Here is a 19,198-nt window from a genome sequence, read left to right as displayed (position 1 = left end):
GGGTTGGCACTTACGCTTTTTTAAGCTTCTTCTTAAGCTTTTTTAGCTTGCCTTCTTGCTTAGCAATTTTAGCTTTGGTTACTTTTATTTCTTTTTTAAGTTCTTTTTTCTTAGCCATGATTTAGTTCCTTATCATTACTTGTAGTGTTGGCCTTACGCACATGATGTTTGGTAAAGCCGTTATTTTTCGCCGTGCTTGGCGATAAATTCTCGAATAAAATGTCTAACTTCGCGAGCGGCAGACGTGTCTAATTCTTCGCACAAAGCAATAAATTGCGCACGTTCTTCGTCGTTAATGCGAATAATCATCTGACTATTCTTTTTCTTCTTTTTGTTGTTTTTCTCAGACATTTACGACCTGCGCTAAAAGTAGACTACATTATTCAACAGCAAAATGTATATCCTATGTATATACATTTCAAGGTTTTTTGAACTTTTTGCTTTGGTTTTTCATAAAAGCGTCATAGCGTTGTCACAGTAGTGACTTTAGGCTAAGCCATAGTTCTGTTATGAAAGTAGCATCAACGAACGCAAATAAGATCAGAAGTGAAGTAGACATGACACAAACACAATCGATAACTCACCTATCGTGTTTCATCGAAGCAGTTGCTATTGCAAAGCAAAACAAATGTGACAACTGTAATGACTTGAAAGCACTGTTACAGCAGAAAGGTTATGAAGAGCTGGTGGCGAGTGAAACCGTACAAGAGTTAAGCCCCCAGCTACCATTGGCGTCTTAAACCATTATTCTAGATGCACTCAAAATTGCCGATTGCAATTTTAAGGCTTAAACATCATTAAGTACGCAGTTACTTAAGCGTCTTGGTCAACTCAATAGGCTGTTGCCAAAAACGAAAAACGGAAGCTAGGCTTCCGTTTTAAAGAACGCTTGTACCGTGCTTATTTCGGTGACCATTCGAATTGCTTGAACGGCTCATCAACCGGTGTTTCGGCTACGTGGTTTGTATAGTTGCTCATTACCTTTTGCGCCAAAATAAGAATAATTTCTAGCAGTTGCTGATGTTTGTAGCCAGCAGCATAGAAAGTATCAAGCTGCGCTCTGTCTACGTTGCCGCGACCGCGAGTTACAGCAAGTACGGTTTCTTTTAGCGTATTCAATTTACTATCAGACAATGTTTCATCATTGCGAAGCTCTTCAATCAAGTCATCACTTACTTTCATACTTTTAGCAATGCCTGTATGCGCGGGTACGCAGTAATGACATGCGTGTTCTACGTTTACTGCCTGCCAAACTACCGTTAGTTCTTCTGCGCTGAACGAGGTTTCTTGGGCTAGCTTATGTAGTACTTGATAGCCTTCAAGAAGCGTAGGCGCTTCAGCCATTACTGCATGTAGGTTGGGCAGCATGCCAAATGCGCTTACCGAATTATCAATAAGTGGCTTTGCCGCTTCTGGCGCTGTGTCTTTTGTGTGTAATTTAAAATCGCTCATATCACTCTCCTGTCGATGTGACTAGAAACTAATGTAACCCTCTTGGTTACCCCTATCTTTCTAATGTGAGAGCAATAATATGTTTACTTGAACGATCGTTCAAGTGATAATTGAACACATGTTCAAAACATTCACGCATAAGGTATGCAGCTATGAAATATGATCACGATGATATTATTGAAAAAGCCACCGCACTTTTTTGGCAACGAGGCTTTCATGCTGCGGGTATGCGCGATATTCAACAAGCGTTAGATATGCGCCCCGGCAGTATCTACGCTCGCTTTCAAAGTAAAGAGGGTTTATTTAAGCTTGTTATTGAACAGTATGCGCAAAATAGCTCAGAACGGTTAAAACAAGTAGCAAAAGCCGAGTCGCCTTTAAATGCGCTTTATAGCTTTTTCGAAACGGCACTAACTGGCCCTGATGAACAGCGCTATATGCGCCAGTGCCTTCTTGTTAAATCAATTGCAGAGTTGGATTTTATTGGCGATATCGCAAAAAAAGCGGTGCTTGAAAGTATGCAAACCCTCAAGGCTGGTTTTAGAAATATTATTGATGCTTGTATCGAAAAAGGTGAGCTGCCTGAACATACGCCAACGTCAACAGCCGCAGAGTGGCTTCAAAATCAGTTCGTTGGCTTACGAGCGTTTGCCTTACTGCAAGACGATAATCAAACAACTATTAAGATGATAGACAAAGTCATTATCGATTTAAAAGGACAATGGCCACAACAAACACATTAATGCATCACATTTAGGAAAAGAGCAAACGCAATAATTGCGCGATTAGCAATATCCCCATTAAGGGCCAAATCCACTTGGCCCATTTGGCTGCATCTTCATTACTGATACGCATTTTAGAGCGTTCTATTAGCGGTATAATCAATGCTAGTGCACCAAATAACACCGCCAGTAAAATTAACACTTCCATTATCGTAACCCTATCGCATATTTAAGCACTTGTTGTTTAGCAGGCTCGGCGCGCTGCGCCACAGAAAGCAACTGATTTCTTACCCATTTAATGGGGGCAATATCATTACTAAACAAGGTGTAAAACCCATCCATTGCGCTCATCATTATCAAGTTATCTCGCTTTCGTGGCTTTTCATAATTGCTGACAAGTCTTTGAGAAAACACTTTATTGGTTAGCGACAATGCGTTGTCGCTACCGAGCGGCTTGAATTCAGCACACACAGAAAGAAAGGTTTCTACATCTTTAAAACCTAAATTAACTCCCTGTCCAGCAAGAGGGTTGATGGTGTGTGCTGCATCACCAATTATTGCACAACAGCCTTTAACATAGTGATTGGCATGAGAACGCGTGAGTGGAAAAACTGCTTTATCAATAACTGAAAAGCTATTGCCATTTCTGGTCAATTCATCGGGAAACGTTTTAAGAATTTCACTTTCAAGCTGGCTCGCTTTTAAACTTTTAATGCGTTTGAGTTCGTCAGGCGAGTCATACCAAACTAGCGAAGCGTAGTTATCAAACATAGGTAAAAAAGCTTTAGGGCCGCTCGATGTAAACTGCTGCCAGGTCACAGGTTCAACAGCGTTCTCCATCTTTATAGTGATCCCCATTGCCTGCTGGGCATACTGCCAACCATTAGTGCCAATACCCGACGCCTTTCTTACCTGAGAGTTTGCACCGTCAGCACCAATAAGCCATTTAGCCTCAATAGTTCTGCCGCTAGATAATTTAACGTTAGCAGTATCCGCTAGCCGAATGTCCTGCACCGTTTGACCAGTGATAAGCTCAACATTCTCATACTGTTTTAGCGCTTCATGACAACCTAACTGCAGCAATTGGTTTTCCACAAAAAAGCCTAGCTGAGGCATGTCGATACTTTGTGCGGTGAAATCTGTTCGATGGGAAGGGTCGTCCCACACGCTTAGGCCTGTGTAAGGTTTAACACGCATAGCGGCAATATGTTCCCAAGCGCCTAGGGCTTTTAACAGCGTTACCGATGCTTCGCTGATAGCTGAAACCCTTAAGTCAGGTCCATCCTCGGGATTGAAAGCTACAGGTAGATACGGCTCTATCACTGCTACTTTAAACTCCTGTTGAGCAAGCCCCAACGCTAGCGCCGCGCCGACCATACCGCCGCCGTTTATACAAAAATCGACCATTTACTCTCCTTAAAACACGCACTTGCATTATGTCTTAAAACACAAAGCGCTGTGAAGTAAAACGTAGAACAGGCTTGGCTTAGATCAATTCTTCACGAATCGTCGTAAGACACTGGGAATATGCTTGCATAACAGGTAAAATATGCGGCTATTTTGAACATCTTCCTGTAACTGACACTATCACTGTTTTTTTGTGTGGCGATTTAAGCGCCGCCCTTAAAAAATATTCTGGCAGACACCTTAGCTGAACCAAGGTGATACTGCATTCACCTACAGGAACACTAACAGGTTATCAAATAGTTGTTATGACTAAAAAGCTGTATATCAAAACCTGGGGCTGCCAAATGAACGAGTACGACTCGGAAAAAATGGCAGACTTACTAGACTCAACGCATGGCTTTAGCGCTGCACAAAGTGCTGAAGAAGCCGATGTTATCTTGCTTAACACTTGCTCTATTCGCGAAAAGGCGCAAGAGAAGGTTTTCCACCAACTTGGTCGCTGGAAGACGTTAAAGCAAGACAAGCCAGAACTTATTATTGGTGTAGGCGGCTGTGTGGCTTCACAAGAAGGTGACACTATACGCCAACGTGCGCCGTTCGTAGACTTGGTTTTTGGCCCTCAAACGCTGCACCGCTTGCCTGAAATGATCAACGAACTTCAAGGCGGCGCAAAATCAGTGATTGACGTAAGCTTCCCTGAAATTGAAAAGTTTGACCGTTTGCCTGAGCCGCGTGCCGAAGGTCCAACCGCATTCGTTTCAATTATGGAAGGCTGTTCAAAATACTGCACATTCTGCGTAGTACCTTACACCCGTGGTGAAGAAGTAAGCCGCCCTGTCGACGACGTATTGCTTGAAATCGCTCAGCTTGCAGGTCAAGGCGTACGTGAAGTAAACCTTCTAGGTCAAAACGTTAACGCGTATCGCGGTGAAAATTACGACGGTACAATTTGTCGATTCTCTGAGTTACTAGAATTAGTGGCTGCTATAGATGGCATCGACCGTATTCGTTACACCACCTCACACCCGGTTGAATTTACTGATGACATTATAGAAGCATACGCGTCTATTCCTGAGTTAGTTGACCACCTGCACTTACCTGTTCAAAGCGGCTCTGACCGCATTCTTAACCTGATGAAGCGTGGCCATACGGCAATTGAATACAAGTCGAAAATGCGTAAGCTCAAAAAAATTCGCCCAAACATTAGCTTGTCGAGCGACTTCATCATTGGCTTCCCTGGCGAGACCGATGCCGACTTTGAAGCTACCATGGATTTAATTCAGGCTGTGGATTATGACCTTAGCTTCAGCTTTATTTACAGTGCTCGCCCAGGTACACCTGCTGCAGATGCAGTGGATGATGTAAGTGAAGAAACTAAGAAACAACGTCTTCACTTATTACAGCAGCGTATCACGCAACAAGCCCTTCGTATTGCTCGTCACATGGTTGGCACAGAGCAGCGCATTCTCGTTGAAGGTCCGTCTAAGAAAAACCCAATGGAGCTTTCTGGCCGTACTGAAAATAACCGCGTGGTGAACTTCGAAGGCACGCCTGACATGATTGGCGAATTCGTTGATGTAAACATCACAGACGTATTTACTAACTCACTACGTGGTGAAGTGGTAAGAAGAGAAAGTGAAATGGGCTTGCGTGTTGCGGTTTCGCCCCAATCTATCATGGCAAAGCATCAGGCAGATTTGCCCGATGAACTAGGCGTAGGTCAATTTAACCCAGCCTAAATACATTTTATAGCGAGGAAAAAAGTAGCTTGAGTACATTGGTTAGTAACGAATTTGAATTAGAACCGGCAGATAGCAAACGTTTGTCGAGTTTATGTGGCCCCTTTGATGACAACATTAAACAAATTGAGCGAAGGTTAGGCGTAGAGATTACCTACCGAAATAACGCGTTCAAGGTGTTGGGTGAACCGCAGCAAATAAAAAGTGCTAGCGAATTACTTAAGCTTCTTTATATAGAAACTCAGCCTATTAAGGGCCGTATTCCCGAGCTAGAAGCAGAACAAGTTCATCTTGCCATTCAAGAAGCCCGCGTTATTGAAAAAGACGCTACTGGCGGCTACGGAAAAGAGGTGAATATTAAAACCAAGCGCGGAGTTATTAAGCCGCGCAACCCCAACCAAGCGCAATACGTGGCAAACATTGTAAACCACGATATTACTTTTGGTATTGGCCCAGCCGGAACAGGTAAAACCTACCTCGCCGTTGCGGCTGCTGTGGATGCACTAGAACGCCAAGAAATTCGCCGAATCTTGCTTACCCGCCCAGCGGTAGAAGCTGGTGAAAAACTCGGCTTCTTGCCCGGCGACCTTTCACAAAAAGTTGACCCGTACCTTCGTCCGCTTTACGACGCCCTGTTTGAAATGTTGGGTTTCGAAAAAGTAGAAAAGCTTATGGAGCGTAATGTTATTGAAGTTGCGCCGCTAGCCTATATGCGTGGTCGTACTCTGAACGATGCCTTTATCATTTTGGATGAAAGCCAAAACACCACGGTAGAGCAAATGAAAATGTTCTTGACCCGTATTGGCTTCAATTCAAAAGCGGTGATAACTGGTGACATCACACAGGTAGACTTACCTCGCGGTGCAAAATCAGGTCTTCGTCATGCTATTGAAGTGTTAAGTGAAGTGGATGACATCTCTTTCAACTTCTTTAACGCTGAAGACGTGGTTCGTCACCCTGTGGTTGCGCGTATCGTTAGAGCCTATGAAGTGCACGATGCTGAACAAGAGCGTCTTCGCAAAGCACGTAAAGAAGAAGCGTTGCGCCTTCAGCGTGAACAGGCTTCTCAAGACGAAAGCATCACGCAAACGAAAGACGACAACGCATCGTGAGCGCCATTATTGATATACAACAAGCGTTTGAAGGTGACGAGACTATCTTATCAGCTATCCCGTCACCTTCAGAACTTGAGCTTTGGGCCAATGCTGTGCTCAATTATGAAGGGTTGAGCGAACGAGAAGTCACGATTCGTTTTACCGACGAAGCAGAGAGTCAAAGTCTTAACCATGAGTACCGAGGCAAAAATAAACCGACAAATGTTTTATCTTTTCCGTTTGAAGCGCCTCCAGGTATAGAAATAAACCTTTTAGGCGACCTCGTTATCTGCGCTCCGGTTATAAGCCGCGAAGCTGAAGAGCAACGAAAGAAAGTGAGCGATCACTATGCCCACATGACGGTTCATGGGCTATTGCATTTAATGGGTTATGACCATATTGACGATGCAGACGCCGAGGAAATGGAAAGCAAAGAGATTGATATTCTTGCAAGTCTTGGCATTAGCAACCCCTACGAAGTGAGCGACTAGCAAACAACCATAATCTGTTGTTATAAAAGCACTTTAACACTTAATAACAATAAAACATTGACGACCAGCACGAACCATTTTAACGTTGGCGTTGACCTAACAATTAAACGGACATTATGAGCGACGATAATCCTCACTCTACCAACGGCTCCTCAGGCAAGAGTTGGTTAGATAAACTAAAAAATTCGATTTCTGGCGAGCCGAAAAGTAAAGAAGAGTTAGTATCGGTTATTACTGATGCTGAACAAAATGAAATTATTGACCCACAAACCCGAGAAATGATTGAAGGGGTTATTGGGGTAAATGAAATGCGAGTGAGAGATATTATGATCCCTCGCGCTCAAATGACCACTATAGATGTAGAGAAGAAGGTAGAAGAATTCCTGCCTTTAATGCTTGAATCTGCTCACTCCCGTTTCCCCGTCATTAGTGAAGATAAAGACCATATTGAAGGTATTTTGCTTGCTAAAGATCTTCTCGCATTTGCTTTCAACGCAGAAAAAGAGTTCAATTTAAAAGATATTCTGAGACCTGCGGTTATTGTTCCAGAGAGCAAACGGGTTGACGTTCTACTTAAAGAATTCCGCCAACAGCGCTATCACATGGCTATTGTTGTAGACGAATACGGCGGCGTGTCCGGTTTGGTGACTATCGAAGATATCCTTGAGATTATCGTGGGTGAAATTGAAGATGAGTACGATACCGAAGAAGACGGAACCGATGATATTCGCCCATTAAATAAATCAACATACTCGGTTAAAGCGTTAACCCCAGTGGACGATTTTAACGAGTTTTTTGAAACCAAGTTCAGCGAAGAAGAAGCCGATACCATTGGTGGCATTGTGCTAAAAGCCTTTGGCCATATGCCTGAAACTAACGATGAAATCACCATCGGCGATGTTCAGTTTAAAGTGACTAACTCTGATAAACGTCGGCTTATACAACTTAAGGTTTCAGTGCCTTCACTGGAATAGCGAAGTCACCAAAATAACACTTATTTCAGCACGGGGTAGCACAAACTTATAGGTGCTTACCCTGTGAATATAAATTCTATCACCCACCATCAGATGACTTCTATGCTGAAACGGTTTATCCCCCACTTTCTTCTTGTGTTAAGCGGTGCAAGTTTAACGCTCGCTTTTGCCCCATTTAACATGTGGCTTTTAACTATTCCTGCCCTCGCACTTGCTATACGTCAAGTTATCAAGCTGAAGCATCGCCCGTTTTTAGCCGGGTGGTTATTTGGTGCAGGTTGGTTTGGGGCTGGAATAAGCTGGGTACACGTAAGTATCGCCGACTTTGGTGGACTACCGCTTATCGGCTCTATCGCCTTAATGTCATTACTTTGTAGTTACTTAGCGCTATATCCAGCGCTGGCCACCAAGTTCACCGCCAAGTATTTTTCACCTCAGCTGTGGCCCATGGCACTGCCTTTTTTCTGGGTTGTGGCGGAGTGGTTGCGAAGTTGGATGTTAAGTGGCTTTCCATGGTTATCTTTAGGCTATAGCCAGCTAGAAAGCCCACTGTCTGGCTTTGCGCCTATTATTGGAGAAACGGGTATAAGCGCGCTTATCGTTATCAGCGCCACCCTATTTGCGCTCATTCACAATAGGCGAACTTTCGCCAACGCAGTGCTGGTTGCGCTGTGCTTGTTTACTAGCGGCTACTTGCTTAAACAGCATACTTGGGTTACCCCAGACAAAACCTACTCTGTAGGCATGGCCCAGGGCAATATTGCACAAAGTTTACGGTGGGTGCCAGAGCAAGATGGCCCTACAATGGACACCTATTGGAAGCTAACCGAAAGCCTATGGGATAACGACCTAATTATTTGGCCAGAAGCGGCTGTCCCTAAGCTTGAGCCTTTAGCTCAACCTTATCTTGCTAAAGTTAATGAAAAAGCCTTTCAAGAAAAAACTGCACTTATTACGGGTATTGTTAATTACAACTGGGAAACCGACGAGGCGTGGAACAACCTCATTGTGCTAGGTAAACGCACGCCAGAAGCCGCTTATCCCGACTATCAATATTTTCACAACAACCGATTTTCGAAACATCATTTATTGCCTGTAGGCGAATTTGTACCTTTTGAAGATTGGCTTCGTCCACTCGCTCCCCTTTTCGACTTGCCTATGTCATCATTTTCTCGCGGTGACTATCAGCAGGCGAATCTTGAAGCCAATGGCATTCACCTAGCACCAGCTATCTGTTTTGAAATTGCGTTCCCTCATCAAGTGATGGCAAATGTATATGAAGATACAGACATGATCATTACCGTGAGCAACGATGCGTGGTTTGGGCACTCCCATGGCCCAGCTCAGCATTTGCAAATAGCGCAAATGCGCGCGCTTGAGTTGGGTCGCCCTGTTGTTAGGGCTACGAATAACGGCATTACGGCCTTTATAGACCACCAAGGCGAGGTGACAACACGCTTGCCGCAATTCGAAGCGGCAAGCATTACCGCCCCGGTAATGGCCACAACCGGGTTTACGCCTTACTATCACCTACAAGATTTAGGGGTATGGATAATTGTTGTTATGCTTCTGGCTGCGGCAGTAGTTTTGAAAAGTCGACGCGCGAGTAATTTGGACAGTGAATAAAAACTAAAACGCTGCCGTTTGGCAGTGTTTTTTATGTTTTGCCTTTTTGTTCACTATACCAGTGTTGCTTTTGCCATTGAATCGACCAGAATTATCTAGACACTTAATTTTCTTTTAAATGTTCTCCCAGCAAATAGTAATAGAAGCGAAATGAAAAACATCAAAAGGGTGCTTGGTTTAACACTTTTCTCTAACACTCCATAACTAGGATAAACAGCCGGATAAAAAACTTTCACCTTCTTGCCAGCCCCGTATTTCTCTAGCTCTTCCACGCTAAACGTTCTATTTTTAAGTTGGAGCCTCGAATTGAGTGAAACGATATCTGAAACATACTGAATGTCGTCAACGCTGTAAGTGAACTCTATTTGTGCTTCATCAACATAGCTATTTCCAGTCCTCACTCTAACTCTATCGGACGACAAAACTACCCCTTCAGTCTCAGTAAAAAAATAAGACGCTATACCTACCAACACCCCATAAGTAGAAAGAGGTAGAAGAAACAAATTGAGGAACAAGCATGCTGTATAGAGCTTTTTATACTTAACCATCATCTTAAAAAATAAGTTAATTAATCAGGGGCCGTGAAGCCAGAGTCGACCACGCCATGCTTTTCACAACTGAGCCCAAGCTGTTAGCCTTGGTTTCTTTATCTAAGAATGGCGTTAAAGATGCAATTATTTTTCGTTTTAGGCAACTGTTCTTGAATACAACAAATTTGTTGTATAAAAGCCTGCTTTGCCTCTTGAGCCGTTCAATATGCTGTTTTTTTGTTAAACGACATATTCTTTCTTACTCTTGCTTTGCCCCAAGAGTAATTGCATTAGGCCGCTAAAAAGTCAGTAAGTAAGCCAGCAACTAACTAAATAATTACTTGAATAGCAGTATCGGTATAGGTTGCCTTCTTACTTATTATGTCAGGTAATGCCATTACGCAAAACATGAAAGCCGCGTAAAGCAGCTCTATTTTAAGCCACGAAGTGTTAAATCACTTCCATATTGGAAATGCTATGGTAAACAACAAAATGCTTGTGATATTCCACAAACAAGGAATGATGTTATGACAACTCTGGCAAACAAGCTCAAACCAACACCCAAAGGCGTTTCTTTTCGACCATAGCAAGCCGTTGTGAATGGTATTGCGGTGCAGGCAAGGCACATACTGCCTTCCCATTAGGGGAGAATCACTTTGTTTATCAATCAGCGAGACTTTAGGTATGCGCTGGCCAAGCACGAGTTCGTGAAACACCTAAATTCGAAAAGCATCCAGTAAACATTAAAACAAGGGCACCACTACCGGACGCCCTTGAGTTTACATTAAACATAAGTACCGACGAAAATTTAATTACCCGCGGCCTGTATTGCTGTTAGTGCTATAGTAAATACAATATCATCCACCAGCGCACCGCGACTTAAATCGTTAACTGGTTTTCTCATTCCCTGAAGCATAGGGCCAATACACACTAAGTCGAAGCTACGCTGCACCGCTTTATAAGTGGTGTTACCCGTGTTTAGGTCAGGGAATACAAACACGTTTGCTTTACCTGCAACCGGGCTGTTTGGTGCCTTGCTCTTACCCACACTTTCAATGGCTGCAGCATCGTACTGCAGCGGCCCGTCGATAAGTAAATCAGGGCGTAGTTCTTGCGCAATTTTAGTCGCCTCACGCACTTTTTCTACGTCGCTGCCTGCACCTGATGAGCCAGTGCTGTAGCTTATCATTGCAACCCGCGGTTCAATGCCAAACATCTGCGCCGATTCAGCAGACTGAATGGCTATATCGGCTAACTGCTGAGCATTGGGGTCAGGGTTAATAGCGCAGTCACCGTAAACCAAAACTTGATCAGGCAGAAGCATGAAAAATACTGACGATACTAACGAGGCGTTTTCAGCTGTTTTAATTAACTGAAGCGCTGGGCGAATAGTGTTCGCAGTGGTATTGACTGCACCAGATACTAATCCGTCTACGTCATCCTGCTGAAGCATCATTGTGCCCAAGGTCACGTTGTCTTCCAGTAACTCTTTTGCAACCACTTCAGTCACGCCTTTATGACCGCGCAGTGCCACTAAACCTTCAACATAGCTATCTTTTATCTCACTAGGAGAAAGTATTTCTACTCCGTCGCTCAGTACTACACCTTGCTGCTCTGCTACACGGCGAATCTCCGTTTCATCGCCAATAAGTACTGGGCGCGCTAAACCACGCTTAGCACAGATAGAAGCGGCTACTACAGTTCTTGGTTCGTTACCTTCAGGTAGCACAATGCGTTTGTTTACTTGCCTTGCACGGTTTGTTAGATAGAAGCGGAACGCTGATGGGGAAAGCTTTTTCTGGCGAGAAACTTTCTGTGTTAGTGAATTCACCCAGCTTGCATCTAAGCTTTCCGCTGTATGCACCATCACTTTTTCGATACGCTGGCTGTCATCAACCGGTACTTCTTGGTTGAATGCGTGAAGTGCTTGGGCTGTTTGCCATGTATTCGAGTTTACCAACATTACTGGCAGACCCGTTTCCATGGCTTGACTGCATAATGCCATGATATTTTCATCGGGCTGGTAGCCGCCTGTAAGTAATAGCGCGCCCAGCTTAGTCCCGTTTAGCGCAGCCAAACAGCAAGACACAAATACATCACCGCGATCGCCTGACATCACAAGTAACGCTCCCGGTTTAAGGGTATGCGTCATATTGTGAATTTCTCGGGCGCAGAATGTAACGCTGCTTAATCTGCGTTCTGCCAACTCTCCCTCGTTAAGCAATGTCGCATTAAGGTGCTCCGCAACGTCTGTTGCACGTGGCGAAACGAGGTCAGCACTCCAATCAATAGTACCAAGAAGGCTCAACCCTCTCTTGAAAATAGGCAAATCACGCAGGGCCTGCGTACGCTCTTCATCGTGCTCAGGCGCTTCTATTGCACCGATATCTGCACGAAGTCGTCCGTGTTCATCAAAAGGCGCGTTAACCTTGTTGAAAATACAGCCAACCACTTTTTGACTTTTATGACCGCCATAGGTATCAACCACGATTTCAAGGCGGTGATTGATATCAGTGGTCGACTCATTACCTGGCACCGTCACGAAAACAATGTCTGCATCAAGTGCACGACTAATTTCTAAATTGAGGCGCTCAGCATAAGGATGATGACGGGTTGTCACCAGCCCTTCTATAACGGTTACTGCATCTTGAACGCTCTTTTCTTCAAATCGCTCAATAATTTCTTCTAAAAGCTCATCAGTATTATCACTGCTGATCATTCGCTCTACATATTCAAGTCCGAACGGCTCTATTGGCGACACGCTGGCATGATGGGCAATGATCGCTGTAGAGCGCTCTTCCCCATTGTCGCCCTTTCTAGGTTGGGCAACGGGTTTGAAAAAATTAAGCTTTATACCTTGCTCTTCTATTGCGCGAACAAGGCCCATGCTGACCGTAGTAAGGCCCACACTAGTGCCTACGGGGATCAACATAATTCTGCGAGACATAGTTACTCCTGCCATTGCCAACGTGTAACCGTTGACCTTGCTAGTTTAATTTACGCGAAGGTCGCAGCTTCAGCTGCAATAACCCATTCTTCATTTGTTGGCACAACATATACGGCGGTTGATGCTGTATCGGTGGTTATCTTTCCACCTTGCCCAAATCGCGCGTCTGTATTTCTCTGCTCATCAAGGCGAATACCAAAGTGAGCGAAATATTCCATTGTCTTTTCTCGAATGAGCGACGAGTTTTCACCGATGCCACCTGTAAAGACAATAGCGTCTAACGTTGGCACAGCTACCATGTAGCCTGCTATGTATTTAGCTAGGCGATAGCAAAAAATTTCTATTGCCAATAGTGCGCCTTCGTGACCTTCAAGTGCAGCATCTTCGAGGGTTCTGCAGTCGTTGCTAAGCTCTGAAATGCCTAGCAAACCTGATTGCTTGTTTAACAAATCGCCAATTTCATCTGCGGTTTTACCAAGCTTTTTCTGTAGCGTACCAGGCAAGCTAGGATCTAAATCACCACAGCGCGTGCCCATTACTAGCCCTTCTAAAGGAATGAAGCCAAGGCTGGTATCTACTGCCTGACCTTTTTCAATTGCTGACACGCTACAGCCGTTGCCTAAGTGCGCACTGATTATGCTGGTGTCTGAAACTGGCTTTTCAAGAGTCTTCGCCATGCTATCAAGTATGAACTTGTGGCTAGTTCCGTGGAAGCCATAGCGCCTAATACCGTGTTCACGATAAAGCGACATCGGTAATGCATAAATAAAAGCTTTTTGCGGAAGTGTTTGAAAAAATGAAGTATCGAATACCACGACATGTGGCAAATCTGGATACGCAGCTTGAGCGGTCACAATGCCTTTTAAATTAGCCATATTATGAAGCGGTGCCATGCTCGCATACTCTTCGATTGCTTCAAGTACGCTATTATCTACAAGGGCAGCACCTTTAAACTTTTCTCCACCGTGTACAACACGGTGACCAATGGCGATAGGCTTCACGCCTGTGCTTGCAATAATTTCAGAGATAGCGTTTAACGCTTCTGTATGCCCTGCTTTTGCTGGCAATGCTCGCTTCTCTTCTTTGCCGTTTAGCTTAAAGGATAAGCTCGCATCGCTATTTCCCAATGCCTCTGCAATACCAGACAGGCCCGCCTCGCCAGTATCAGCGTCGATAATGGCAAACTTTACTGAAGAGCTGCCACAGTTTAAAACAATAACTTCTTTTTTCATTTTTGTAATTTCAATTAAAATGGTAAGACATTCTGTTTAACCAATTGTAGCATTTCTAAACAACTAGAGGGGTTAAACAAATGCTAAATGTTTTATAAAAATTATCGCATAATCCAATATGATATTTGGGTGTTAAACAGTATCCCTTCAACTAAGAATGCGAAAATCCATTCATGCGGCGAGTTTCGCAAAAAAAACAAATATAATATTTTCAATTACTTAATAGATTTTCGCTATTATTTCCAAAGAAATTCAATTTTCTTTCTTGAAAAGTATTTGGGCCATTCCTATATATGATTTGTCGGCGCTGAAGAGTCAGGTCGACAAAACCGCCGCCGCAAAGTCGGGGCACTTTATTTTTTAACATATTGCTTAATTTTGAGGATATGACTATGCGTACTATCGATCTATCTCCACTTTACCGTTCATTCATTGGTTCTGATCACCTAGCATCTCTTATTGATGCAGCATCTCGTGCAGAGAAACAGAGCACCTATCCGCCGTATAACATCGAGCTGCTTGGCGATGACAAGTACAGAGTAACCATGGCGATTGCTGGTTTTAGTAAAGACGATGTGTCAATTCAGGTTGAAGAGAATACGTTAACTATTACTGGAACCAAGAAAACGGAAGCGGAAAACAAAGACAGTAAAGAGCGTAAGTTCTTACATAAAGGCATCTCAGAGCGTAACTTTGAGCGTAAATTCCAACTTGGCGATCATGTAAAAGTGTTGGCTGCAGATATGGAAAATGGTCTATTACACATCGATATGGAGCGAGTCATTCCCGAAGCCAAGAAGCCTCGCCAAATAGAAATTGGCTCTCGTTTACTTGAGAACTAATAAGTAGTTTCTTGGTTTGTTTCCCAACTTTTAGCGGCGCCTTACGGCGCCGTTTTTTTTGGGGCTTAAAACGCAGCAGTAAAGTTACAAACGCTTGCATGCTAAGCGTTAGCTACCTAATCATTAAATACTTAGGCATCATCTACCTCAAGGGTGTAATTAGCTTTACCCGACTCACCGGACTTAAAGCTACCTCGAAAGGTCTTGCCCGCGAGTTCTCCCGTTGCAGAACCTTTGATAGATTCGAAATCGCTGCTAGCAATACCGCTTTCAAACTTACCGTTGTGCTGAAAAGTAACAGTACCACGCAATCCCTTTATCACGCCGACAAAGGTTTCGAAGCCTGAAAATTGAGCTGACATTTGCGATTGATAAGACATCAAAAACTCAATACTCGACTCGCCGCTCATATCACCTGTATAGACCTGCTTGATACTGGCATGAGATATCTTTATTCCCTCTGGCCTTTCACTCAGTGTGTCTTCGTCCCATTGTGTAATGGAAAAACTTCCTTCTATTGCCATAAATATCACTTTTATTATTAGTCTCTTGGTAAGGTTTCCATAAACTAACTTCTAAAGCTGCAAGAAGGCAACCTGAAAATTGTAACTGTTGGTTTAAATAATCCCCTTAAGCATGGCCAAACCTAAAGCATTGCAGGTACTAGCATCTTTTATCTCTCCATTGATGACTTTTTCCTTTAAGGCAGTTAAGGAAAGCGGAACAACCTGCAAGTCTTCTTCTTCAACATCTAGTTTTTGTTCGCCTTGGGTCAAACCTTTAGCCACGTAAATATGGTACCCCTGATTACAAAAGCCGTATGCAAGATATTGAAAGCCTACATATTCCATTGATTCAGCAGTTAAGCCTGTCTCTTCTTTAAGCTCACCTTTTGCAAGCTCTACTGGATCAGCGTCGGGGTTGCTCTCCCATGCCCCTTGGGGGAGCTCAAGCTGTCGCTCTTTAATGGTATAGCGGTATTGCTCAACCATATACACGGTATCGCCCTCAATCGGTAAGATAATGGCAAAATCAGGCTTTTCCACAACGCCGTATATGCCTTCACTCCCGCTACTTCGCCGTATTTTGTCCTCTTTTACGCGTAGCCATTTGTTTTCGTAGACTACTTTTGAACTGAGCGTTTGAATTTCTGACATCGTATTCCTCGTCACTTCGCGCACGTATTTTAATAAAGTTATTTGACCAACATAGTGGGCAATGAAAACAACTCAGTCAATTGTGAAATTAGCGATAGTCCGACTGAGAACCAGATTATTCTCTTTCATTGAATTGGATAGTTCTGATAATGCTCGTGCTAACTCAACTTCGTGGTTTGCGGCAGTTTCAACGTCAACAATATCTTTTGCTACTTCTTGTGTTGTGACTGACTGCTGCTCTGCCGCCGCAGACATATTGTTGGCCATAAGCTCGACGTTAGATGCGGCATCTTTTACTTTTTCAGCTGTCTCCCGTCCCCTTCCAGTAATATCAACCGATTTCTTCACTGCCGAAGCGCTTTTATTAACGTCTTGGACAACCACCAAACTTGCTTGTTGAAGCGACGCGAGCAGTGTAGCTATTTGAGCTGAAGCGTCACGACTATTCTGTGCTAGTTTGCGAACCTCATCGGCAACAACCGCAAACCCTCTACCATGCTCTCCAGCACGTGCCGCCTCTATTGCAGCATTCAGCGCCAATAGATTCGTCTGATCTGAGAGAGTGTTAATAGTTTCGAGTATGCTACTAATGTCAGTCACTTGCTTTTCCATAGCCGCAGCATTCACCTCAACGTGTGTCATGTCATCTTCTAAGAGCTTCATCGCCATTCTAATTGATTCATTAATATCAAAAGCCTCTATTGCTAATTCATCTAACGATTTACTCGCAGCCAATGTGTCAAAGGCTGACTTCGCAATATCGGTACTGGTTACCGATATTTCTTCTAGCGCTGACGCGATATTGAGTGACCGTTGTTGCGTTTTACCTGCATCGTGTACCATTTCAATGCAGGATGTTTCTAATTCCGATGATAGACGCGAGCTTGCTTCAATTGATTGCTCTAATCCTTTGATCACATCTTTTAGTGCCAATATCGTAGTATTAATTGCTACAGAAACCCTTCCTAACTCATTTTGCATCGGCATCTCTACATCAATTGTTAAATCCCCATTTTCGGCAATTTTCGCAAGATTTTGAGTAAGGCGCGTTAGTTGAGTATTGAGAATGTACAGCAGCGTACGGTAGATAATTGCAATGACCACAATGCCAACAGAAATAATGATGAGCGTTAGCACTAGGCTTAATATGGCGTTCCTGTGCATTCGTTCCGCGTTCTCGTTTACTTTTTCCCAGATATTATCAAGTATCGCTTTTACGTCTTTAATTTGTGACGTTGCAGCACCAAACCAATCGCTGCTCGTTGGAAGGGAGTTAAAGTCAACTCCCCCCGAACTAAGCTTTTGTAAAGTACGCTCAATCATTTTTGCATTATTCGATGTCATAGCTTTTGTGAACTCAATATTGCTCTCATGAGGCAAATTATTTTCTAGCTTTCCTGCAAGGTATTGCGCCTCTTGTCGATAACCCGTTAGTTCACTTGTTACAATGTCACTGGCTTCACGTTTCGCTATCGCACCATTAACTTTCCCTCGCAATTGCCCTAACCGCTCTTTTAATTGGGCTAAAAGAATAGCATTAGACAACTGTTCTTTTGAAGCTAAGCTATTGACATATATAGTTAATGAAGTAGCAGCGTTCAGCGCAGATGCGTTAAGTGAACTGTAGAACGCGAAGGCTCGAGCACCGTTTTGACTATCTACCTCTTTCCTTAAGGCGTCTTTTTCACGTAAGTAACTGATGAGTGGATTAACGATTTTAACTACTCGTTCGCTGTAGACATCAGTATTTTGAAGTAACGATATCACCTTTGAGGCAGCGTCATCTGCATGTTGACGCTGCGTATACACTTTTTCTTTCCCCTGTACCGTTGGGTTACCTAAGTAACCTGCTGTCAAGCCGCGCTCTACCGCATGATGATGGGCCACTGATTCTACAGCAGCAATCAGCGTTATAAGATCAATATCAGTTGCGGCCGCATTGGTAACACCTAATGAACGCTTAATATCTTTGAAGGATAGGTATGAAACACTTAATAAGAGAATGCCCGCACCCAACACAGACAGTTGTAGTATAGAAAATCGTTGTAACAAACGCACCGATAGAGCTCCATGTATTCCGTACTGCTCAATGGATAAAATGAGGAAAAATAAACCTTCTAAACCTGACTAATAAATAGTCAGATCATCTCAGTATAGAAAACAATGAAATAAGCGCAAACCGGCCACATACCTAATGCCTTGCTCAGCACTTTGATACTGCCTAGGGATCGCGGTATAAACTAAACCAATCTCGAAGTTTCAATTAGATCTGTAAAAGTTTTTATTTATCAGCACTCACAATATCTATACGGACTAGCACTGTCTTTTCGTGTGGGAAATATGGCGGTACAGACCGAGCTTCACATTACAAACAAAAACGCCGAGCAAATGCTCGGCGCTTTTTAGTAATGTCAGTCTTTAGATATACTCAACTTCGATAATTTCTACTTCAACTGCACCCGCTGGCGTTTGAATCGTTACCATATCATCAAGCTCTTTACCAATTAGGCCGCGAGCAATAGGAGAGTTAACTGAAATCAAGTTATTCTTAATATCAGCTTCGTCGTCACCAACAATGCGATAGGTGGTTTCTTCATCGGTATCAACATTTAAAATGGTAACCGTAGTACCGAAAATAACCTTACCGGTATTTTCCATTTTAGTAACGTCGATGATCTGTGCGTTTGAAAGCTTGCCTTCAATATCTTGAATGCGGCCTTCACAGAAGCTTTGCTGTTCACGGGCAGCGTGATATTCAGCGTTCTCTTTTAAGTCACCATGTTCACGTGCTTCGGCAATAGACTCGATAATACGTGGGCGTGTTTTTGTTTTTAGCTCATTTAATTCGTCACGCAGCATTTGAGCGCCGCGCGCTGTCATTGGATACTGACTCATGAATACCGTCTCACTTAGCTAGTAATTTAAACAGAAAAGTGCGCCGCGAAGGCGCACTTTTTATTCGTTCACACAAATGTAATATTGCTA

18 protein-coding genes are annotated in these 19,198 nt (G+C 43.5%); 8 read left to right on the top strand and 10 right to left on the bottom strand.

Annotated features, from left to right (window positions below; genetic code table 11):
• Positions 1 to 180: 180 nt before the first annotated feature.
• On the bottom strand, positions 181 to 351 hold the full coding sequence (locus tag V7R55_RS09310; RefSeq protein WP_334059223.1) for a hypothetical protein: 171 nt from the start codon (positions 349 to 351) through the stop codon (positions 181 to 183).
• Between the two features lie 206 nt (positions 352 to 557).
• Between V7R55_RS09310 and V7R55_RS09305 the strand changes: the two genes are divergently transcribed.
• A complete protein-coding gene (locus V7R55_RS09305) occupies positions 558 to 740 on the top strand; it encodes a hypothetical protein (RefSeq protein ID WP_334059222.1) in 183 nt (60 codons plus the stop codon).
• 160 nt (positions 741 to 900) lie between these two features.
• Here the strand turns inward: V7R55_RS09305 and V7R55_RS09300 are convergent, their stop codons facing one another.
• Entirely contained in the window at positions 901 to 1,452 is a 552-nt protein-coding gene (locus V7R55_RS09300; RefSeq protein ID WP_334059221.1) for a carboxymuconolactone decarboxylase family protein, read from the bottom strand.
• A 152-nt stretch (positions 1,453 to 1,604) separates the two neighbouring features.
• Here V7R55_RS09300 and V7R55_RS09295 point away from each other — a divergent pair, with 152 nt between their 5' ends.
• Entirely contained in the window at positions 1,605 to 2,195 is a 591-nt protein-coding gene (locus tag V7R55_RS09295; protein WP_334059220.1) for a TetR/AcrR family transcriptional regulator, read from the top strand.
• Positions 2,196 to 2,205: 10 nt separating this feature from the next.
• On the opposite strand, the gene V7R55_RS09290 is transcribed toward V7R55_RS09295, so the two are convergent.
• Positions 2,206 to 2,382, bottom strand: coding sequence for a hypothetical protein (locus tag V7R55_RS09290; RefSeq protein WP_014948996.1), 177 nt, complete (start codon positions 2,380 to 2,382; stop codon positions 2,206 to 2,208).
• A complete protein-coding gene (locus tag V7R55_RS09285) occupies positions 2,382 to 3,581 on the bottom strand; it encodes an FAD-dependent monooxygenase (protein ID WP_334059219.1) in 1,200 nt (399 codons plus the stop codon). Before V7R55_RS09285 ends, V7R55_RS09290 begins: the two co-directional genes overlap by 1 nt.
• 305 nt (positions 3,582 to 3,886) lie before the next feature.
• Here V7R55_RS09285 and miaB point away from each other — a divergent pair, with 305 nt between their 5' ends.
• The 5 genes from miaB (at position 3,887) to lnt (ending at position 9,505) form a co-directional block, all read left to right on the top strand.
• Positions 3,887 to 5,320, top strand: coding sequence for a tRNA (N6-isopentenyl adenosine(37)-C2)-methylthiotransferase MiaB (gene miaB / locus V7R55_RS09280; protein ID WP_198817277.1), 1,434 nt, complete (start codon positions 3,887 to 3,889; stop codon positions 5,318 to 5,320).
• Positions 5,321 to 5,349: 29 nt separating this feature from the next.
• A complete protein-coding gene (locus tag V7R55_RS09275; RefSeq protein WP_334059218.1) occupies positions 5,350 to 6,432 on the top strand; it encodes a PhoH family protein in 1,083 nt (360 codons plus the stop codon).
• The gene (ybeY, locus tag V7R55_RS09270; RefSeq protein ID WP_334059217.1) at positions 6,429 to 6,905 is read left to right on the top strand and encodes an rRNA maturation RNase YbeY; all 477 of its coding nucleotides are present in this window, start codon (positions 6,429 to 6,431) and stop codon (positions 6,903 to 6,905) included. The genes V7R55_RS09275 and ybeY overlap by 4 nt, the downstream gene beginning before the upstream one ends.
• 116 nt (positions 6,906 to 7,021) lie before the next feature.
• A complete protein-coding gene (gene corC, locus V7R55_RS09265; RefSeq protein WP_334059216.1) occupies positions 7,022 to 7,879 on the top strand; it encodes a CNNM family magnesium/cobalt transport protein CorC in 858 nt (285 codons plus the stop codon).
• Between the two features lie 102 nt (positions 7,880 to 7,981).
• Positions 7,982 to 9,505 (top strand): apolipoprotein N-acyltransferase, encoded by a 1,524-nt coding sequence (lnt, locus tag V7R55_RS09260; RefSeq protein ID WP_334059335.1) that lies wholly within the window; start codon positions 7,982 to 7,984, stop codon positions 9,503 to 9,505.
• Positions 9,506 to 10,843: 1,338 nt separating this feature from the next.
• Here the strand turns inward: lnt and pta are convergent.
• Entirely contained in the window at positions 10,844 to 12,982 is a 2,139-nt protein-coding gene (pta, locus tag V7R55_RS09255; RefSeq protein WP_334059215.1) for a phosphate acetyltransferase, read from the bottom strand.
• A gap of 50 nt (positions 12,983 to 13,032) precedes the next feature.
• A complete protein-coding gene (locus V7R55_RS09250; RefSeq protein ID WP_334059214.1) occupies positions 13,033 to 14,214 on the bottom strand; it encodes an acetate kinase in 1,182 nt (393 codons plus the stop codon).
• A gap of 392 nt (positions 14,215 to 14,606) precedes the next feature.
• On the opposite strand from V7R55_RS09250, the gene V7R55_RS09245 reads away from it, so the two are divergent.
• Positions 14,607 to 15,056 (top strand): Hsp20 family protein, encoded by a 450-nt coding sequence (locus V7R55_RS09245; protein ID WP_334059213.1) that lies wholly within the window; start codon positions 14,607 to 14,609, stop codon positions 15,054 to 15,056.
• A 131-nt stretch (positions 15,057 to 15,187) separates the two neighbouring features.
• On the opposite strand, the gene V7R55_RS09240 is transcribed toward V7R55_RS09245, so the two are convergent.
• The 4 genes from V7R55_RS09240 to greA all read right to left on the bottom strand — a co-directional run bounded on the left by V7R55_RS09240 (position 15,188) and on the right by greA (position 19,108).
• Positions 15,188 to 15,580, bottom strand: coding sequence for a DUF3224 domain-containing protein (locus V7R55_RS09240; RefSeq protein WP_334059212.1), 393 nt, complete (start codon positions 15,578 to 15,580; stop codon positions 15,188 to 15,190).
• Between the two features lie 93 nt (positions 15,581 to 15,673).
• The gene (locus V7R55_RS09235) at positions 15,674 to 16,213 is read right to left on the bottom strand and encodes an NUDIX hydrolase (protein ID WP_334059211.1); all 540 of its coding nucleotides are present in this window, start codon (positions 16,211 to 16,213) and stop codon (positions 15,674 to 15,676) included.
• A 72-nt stretch (positions 16,214 to 16,285) separates the two neighbouring features.
• Positions 16,286 to 18,271 (bottom strand): methyl-accepting chemotaxis protein, encoded by a 1,986-nt coding sequence (locus V7R55_RS09230; RefSeq protein WP_334059210.1) that lies wholly within the window; start codon positions 18,269 to 18,271, stop codon positions 16,286 to 16,288.
• Between the two features lie 360 nt (positions 18,272 to 18,631).
• The gene (gene greA, locus V7R55_RS09225; protein ID WP_014948981.1) at positions 18,632 to 19,108 is read right to left on the bottom strand and encodes a transcription elongation factor GreA; all 477 of its coding nucleotides are present in this window, start codon (positions 19,106 to 19,108) and stop codon (positions 18,632 to 18,634) included.
• Positions 19,109 to 19,198: the final 90 nt, after the last annotated feature.

The sequence above is a fragment of the Alteromonas sp. S005 genome (assembly GCF_036864475.1).
Taxonomy (GTDB): domain Bacteria; phylum Pseudomonadota; class Gammaproteobacteria; order Enterobacterales; family Alteromonadaceae; genus Alteromonas.
Note: the sequence above shows the minus strand (reverse complement) of the source record. Positions and strands in the feature narration are given on the sequence as shown.

Bases quoted from the DNA above. Each gene is read 5' to 3' on its own strand.
- V7R55_RS09310 (WP_334059223.1), bottom strand. From the start codon at position 351: ATGTCTGAGAAAAACAACAAAAAGAAGAAAAAGAATAGTCAGATGATT.
- V7R55_RS09305 (WP_334059222.1), top strand. From the start codon at position 558: ATGACACAAACACAATCGATAACTCACCTATCGTGTTTCATCGAAGCA.
- V7R55_RS09300 (WP_334059221.1), bottom strand. From the start codon at position 1,452: ATGAGCGATTTTAAATTACACACAAAAGACACAGCGCCAGAAGCGGCA.
- V7R55_RS09295 (WP_334059220.1), top strand. From the start codon at position 1,605: ATGAAATATGATCACGATGATATTATTGAAAAAGCCACCGCACTTTTT.
- V7R55_RS09290 (WP_014948996.1), bottom strand. From the start codon at position 2,382: ATGGAAGTGTTAATTTTACTGGCGGTGTTATTTGGTGCACTAGCATTG.
- V7R55_RS09285 (WP_334059219.1), bottom strand. From the start codon at position 3,581: ATGGTCGATTTTTGTATAAACGGCGGCGGTATGGTCGGCGCGGCGCTA.
- miaB (WP_198817277.1), top strand. From the start codon at position 3,887: ATGACTAAAAAGCTGTATATCAAAACCTGGGGCTGCCAAATGAACGAG.
- corC (WP_334059216.1), top strand. From the start codon at position 7,022: ATGAGCGACGATAATCCTCACTCTACCAACGGCTCCTCAGGCAAGAGT.
- lnt (WP_334059335.1), top strand. From the start codon at position 7,982: ATGCTGAAACGGTTTATCCCCCACTTTCTTCTTGTGTTAAGCGGTGCA.
- pta (WP_334059215.1), bottom strand. From the start codon at position 12,982: ATGTCTCGCAGAATTATGTTGATCCCCGTAGGCACTAGTGTGGGCCTT.
- V7R55_RS09250 (WP_334059214.1), bottom strand. From the start codon at position 14,214: ATGAAAAAAGAAGTTATTGTTTTAAACTGTGGCAGCTCTTCAGTAAAG.
- V7R55_RS09245 (WP_334059213.1), top strand. From the start codon at position 14,607: ATGCGTACTATCGATCTATCTCCACTTTACCGTTCATTCATTGGTTCT.
- V7R55_RS09240 (WP_334059212.1), bottom strand. From the start codon at position 15,580: ATGGCAATAGAAGGAAGTTTTTCCATTACACAATGGGACGAAGACACA.
- V7R55_RS09235 (WP_334059211.1), bottom strand. From the start codon at position 16,213: ATGTCAGAAATTCAAACGCTCAGTTCAAAAGTAGTCTACGAAAACAAA.
- greA (WP_014948981.1), bottom strand. From the start codon at position 19,108: ATGAGTCAGTATCCAATGACAGCGCGCGGCGCTCAAATGCTGCGTGAC.